This is a genomic window from Burkholderia sp. SIMBA_051, from assembly GCF_046534915.1.
Taxonomy (GTDB): Bacteria; Pseudomonadota; Gammaproteobacteria; order Burkholderiales; family Burkholderiaceae; genus Burkholderia; species Burkholderia ambifaria.
Window position 1 is genome coordinate 1 of sequence record NZ_JAWRXS010000842.1, and the last position, 238, is coordinate 238.

The 238-nt window shown below is 66.4% G+C and carries 1 protein-coding gene; it reads left to right on the plus strand.

Annotation, left to right across the window (positions count from 1 at the left end):
- The coding region (locus SB771_RS36825; RefSeq protein WP_410722261.1) for a TPM domain-containing protein at window positions 1-238 on the plus strand (238 nt) is incomplete at both ends.

Sequence of the window (238 nt, forward strand, 5' to 3'; positions counted from 1 at the left end):
CTGCTCGTGGCCGCGCTGCACGATCATCACGTGCGCATCGAGGTGGGCTATGGCCTTGAAGGCACGATTCCCGACGTGATCGCGGGGCGCATCATTCGCGAACGCATCGTGCCGGCGTTCCGCGAGAACAACTTCGAAGCGGGCATCAGCGCGGCCGTCGATTCGCTGACGCAACGCTTGGCGGACCCCGAACAGACAGGCGCGTCCACGCCCGATGCGACGGCGGATGAAAGCGCGG